The organism is Frankia sp. AgKG'84/4, from assembly GCF_023242965.2.
Lineage (GTDB): Bacteria > Actinomycetota > Actinomycetes > Frankiales > Frankiaceae > Frankia.
Genome location: NZ_JALKFU020000540.1, coordinates 1 through 3,687, shown reverse-complemented (window position 1 = coordinate 3,687; position 3,687 = coordinate 1). Strand labels below are relative to the sequence as shown.

Below are 3,687 nucleotides of genomic sequence, written 5' to 3'. Positions count from 1 at the left end.
CGGCCGGCTCGGCCGGCTGGCGGGGGCTGGCGAGCACGGGCGGGTCGAAACGCGCCCGGATCTCGTCCTCCGGAACGTCGAGCAGGGCGAAGATCCGGCGGAAGGCGGCCCCCGCGCCGGCCAGCTCGGCCCGCAGGTCCACGGCCGAGGACAGCGGCCCGAACGACACCAGCAGCGCCCCGCCGAGCGCGGCGACCGTGCCGAGCGAGGTCCGCCCGGACGAGACCAGCCATGCGCCGAGCGCCACCACCGCCGTCATCGTCGCCACCACGCCGAGGTTGATCAGGAACCGGACCCGGGAGGTGAGCCGGGCCTGCTCCCGGGCGGCGGCCAGCAGTTCGGCGCCGGCGACGTCGAACCGGTCCCGCTCGTGGTCGACCCGGTCGAACAACCGGACGTGCAGCGCGCCGGACACCGACGAGGTGTCGGCGAGGCGGGCCATGACCACGGCGTCGAGCTCCCGCTGGCGCGCCGAGAGGGCGGCGAGGCGACGCCGCCCCGACCGGACGATCGCGAGCGTCGCCGGCGCGAACACCAGCACCGCGATGCTCAGGCGCCAGTCCAGGACGAACACGACGACCGTGCCGACGACGATGTCCGCGACCCGGCAGATCACCGCCTGCACCGTCGCGGAGATCGCGTTCTGCGCGGCCATCACGTCGTTGGTCATCACCGTCATGACCTCGCCCTGCTGGCTGCGCGGGAAGAAGGCGAACGGCAGCCGCTGGAGGTGGGCGTTGACAGCCTGCCGGATGCGGACGGAGACGATCCCACCGAGGCGGGCGATCAGCGCCATCCGCATAGACAGCACCGCGGACTCGAACACCAGCAGTGCCCCGAGCAGCAGCACCGGGACGACCAGGTCACGCACCCGACCGGTGGGCAGCGAGACGTCGATCAGGTGCCGCAGCACGAAGGGCCCGGCCGCGACGGCCGCCGAGCCGAGGACCGACAGCCCGACCAGGACCGCGACGACACGCCCCTGATCGGCGAAGAACCGCTCACTGCGGCGGGCCTCGACCGCGCCGGTGAGGCGGGCGAGCATCCGCGCGTGCAGCCGGGTCACCCTCGAGGGCTCCGCCGACGTCTGACTATTCACGGAGGCAGGCTATGCCTTCACTCTGATGATCATTTAGCGCCCTCCGCAGGCCGGCGAAGGTTACCTTGCGACTCCAAGGGAACACTCTCCGCGCATCTTCGGTGCGTGAAAACCGTGTTCGGACGCGGCTGGCCCGAGACGCCGGCTGCCGGCCACCGCGGCTGGCGACACACATGACCGTCCCGGCTGCCGGGCCCGCCGCGCGGGCCCGAAGGGGGGAAACCCATGAGCTGGTCCCGCACATCGCGACGTTGCGCCGCCCGCGCCTTCGTCCTGACCGCCAGCATGACGGCCGCGCTCGCCACGCCCGGCATGCTCGGCCTGTCCGCCGGCGCCACCCCGAGCGCGTTCGTCACACCCGGCGTGGTGACCGCGACGAACGATGTCGACCCCGGCGGCACCAGCTCGGGCGCGGCCGTCAGCCCGACCGACACACCCGCCCCGAGTGACACCCTCACTCCGAGCGGGTCCGCCAGCCCGAGCGGGTCCGCCAGCCCCAGCGGGTCCGCCAGCCCCAGCGAGACGGCGAGCCCGAGCGCCAGCGCTGCCACCGGATCCACCTGCCCGTCGTACTCGCAGGTCGCCGGCCCGCTGAGCTCCTGGCAGGAGGCCGACTCACTGCCGTCAGCACGCGTCGACCTCGCGGCCACGACCGGCTGCGACGGCCGGATCTACGCGATCGGCGGCCGGCCCGCCGGCACCAGCACCGCCAGCCCGTCACCGTCGGCGACCAGTGGCTTCGGCACGCCCGGTACGGGTGTCGCGCTGGGCGCCGTGAGCGTCTTCGACCCGGCGAACAGCGGCTGGACGGACGCGGCGGACCTGCCGACGCCCCGGACCGGTCTCACCGCGACGACCGACACCGACGGCCGGATCTACGCGATCGGCGGGCGGGACGAGAGCGGCCCGACCGACACCGTGGAGATCTACACGCCGTCCAGCAGCTCCTGGTCCAGCGGCACCCCACTGCCGGAACCGATGGCCCAGCCGCGCGCGACCCGCGGGACCGATGGGCGGATCTACGTCCTGGACGGCGACGACCTGGCGATCTACGACCCGGATTCGGAGAGCTGGTCGACCGCGGACGCACCGCCGGCCGCCATCGTCGCGCCGGTGCTCACCACGCTTCCTGACGGGCGCATCCTGGCCGCCGGCGGCTCCGCGGCGGGCGGCGGCTCGGCCTCGGCCGCGTCCTCCGCGGTCTACACCTACACGCCGGGCACGGGCAGCGGCAGCGGCTCCTGGGACCAGGTCGCAAACCTGCCCACCGGGGTGACCGCCGCGACCGGTGCGACCGGCCCGGACGGTCGGGTGTACGTCGTCGGCGGGCGGGACTCCAGCGGTGACGTCACCGACGCGGTGCAGGTCTACACGCCGCAGGACGACCAGTGGACGGCCGGCTCCACCGGGACCGCGTCCAGCCGGAGCGGGGCGAGCGCCACCATCGGCGGCGACGGCCGGATCTACGTGCTGGGCGGCACGGCCGGCGACGGCCACCCGCTCGATTCGGTGGCGGCCCTGGGCGACTGAGGGCCCCATCGGCACGGCCGGTCAGCGGTAACGGACGCGGTACGCGATCCAGGCCGGCGCGCCGGCCGCGAGCGGCAGCCAGAAGGACACCAGCCGGTAGACCAGCGTCGACAGGGCCGCCGCCGCGGCCGGCACCCCGGCCAGCGCGAGGGTGCCGGTCAGGCCGGCCTCGACGAACCCGAGGCCGCCGGGGGTGATGGGGATCATCGCGAGGACACTCGCCGCGACGTAGGCGAGCAGGATCAGCGACGGGCGGGGATGCTGGCCGGCGCCGGCGAGCGCGGCGAGCAGGGCGCCGTAGTCCAGCCCCCACTTGCCGGCCGCCGCGAGGACCGCGGCGGGCCAGCGCCGGCCCAGCGAGCGCAGCACCTCGTCGCGCCGGACGACGAGCAGGTCGGGCAGCCCGGGCGTCACCGGTCGCCGCGCGAGCCGCAGCAGCCGGTCCAGGCCGCGGCCGACGAGGCGGACCGTGCCATCCGACCGGGCGAGCACCAGACCGGCCACGACGAGCACGACGAACGCCATCGCCCCGAGGATCGCCGCCGCGGTCAGGCCGTCGGGCGCCGGCTGGCCGAAGATGAGCCACGGCAGCACGAGCAGGGGCAGGCCGAACACGATCCCGGTCGTCACCATGGAGACCGCGGTCAGGGCGAAGCCGGCGGCCACGGGGTCGCAGCCGGCCCGGCTCAGCATCCGGAACTGCACGGCGCCGCCGACCGCGATCCCGCCCGGGATGATCCGGCTGATGCTGTTCGAGGCCAGCTGCGAGGTGATCGACAGGAACCAGCTGAGGTTGCCGAACGCCAGCCGTTGGAGCTGCCAGACGCAGGCGAAGCTCGCGACCTCCAGCACGACCATCGCCGGGTACCACAGCGGTCGGAACCCGCGCAGCCGCGGGAAGGCGGAGAACACCGTCAGCAACTGCGGGGTCAGCAGGTAGAGGGCCACCGCCGTGACGATCAGCGGTATGACCCGGCCGGCGACCCGCGTCCAGCTCAGCCCGCCGGGCACAACCTCGGGCCGGGCCGCGCGTACGCGCGGGCGACGGGGGCCGGCCC

At 74.7% G+C, this 3,687-nt stretch carries 3 protein-coding genes; 1 reads left to right on the top strand and 2 read right to left on the bottom strand.

All coding sequences use genetic code 11. From position 1 onward, the window contains the following. Positions 1-1,045 (bottom strand): ABC transporter transmembrane domain-containing protein (locus MXD58_RS22795; RefSeq protein ID WP_250609892.1); only part of this gene is annotated, 1,045 nt, incomplete at its 3' end. Positions 1,046-1,324: 279 nt separating this feature from the next. Here MXD58_RS22795 and MXD58_RS22790 point away from each other — a divergent pair. Further along, positions 1,325-2,629, top strand: a complete 1,305-nt coding sequence (locus MXD58_RS22790) for a Kelch repeat-containing protein (protein WP_248836326.1) — start codon at positions 1,325-1,327, stop codon at positions 2,627-2,629. Positions 2,630-2,650: 21 nt separating this feature from the next. Here MXD58_RS22790 and MXD58_RS22785 read toward each other — a convergent pair. After that, positions 2,651-3,687, bottom strand: a 1,037-nt coding sequence (locus MXD58_RS22785; protein ID WP_250609891.1) for a lysylphosphatidylglycerol synthase transmembrane domain-containing protein, incomplete at its 5' end; no start/stop codon positions are given.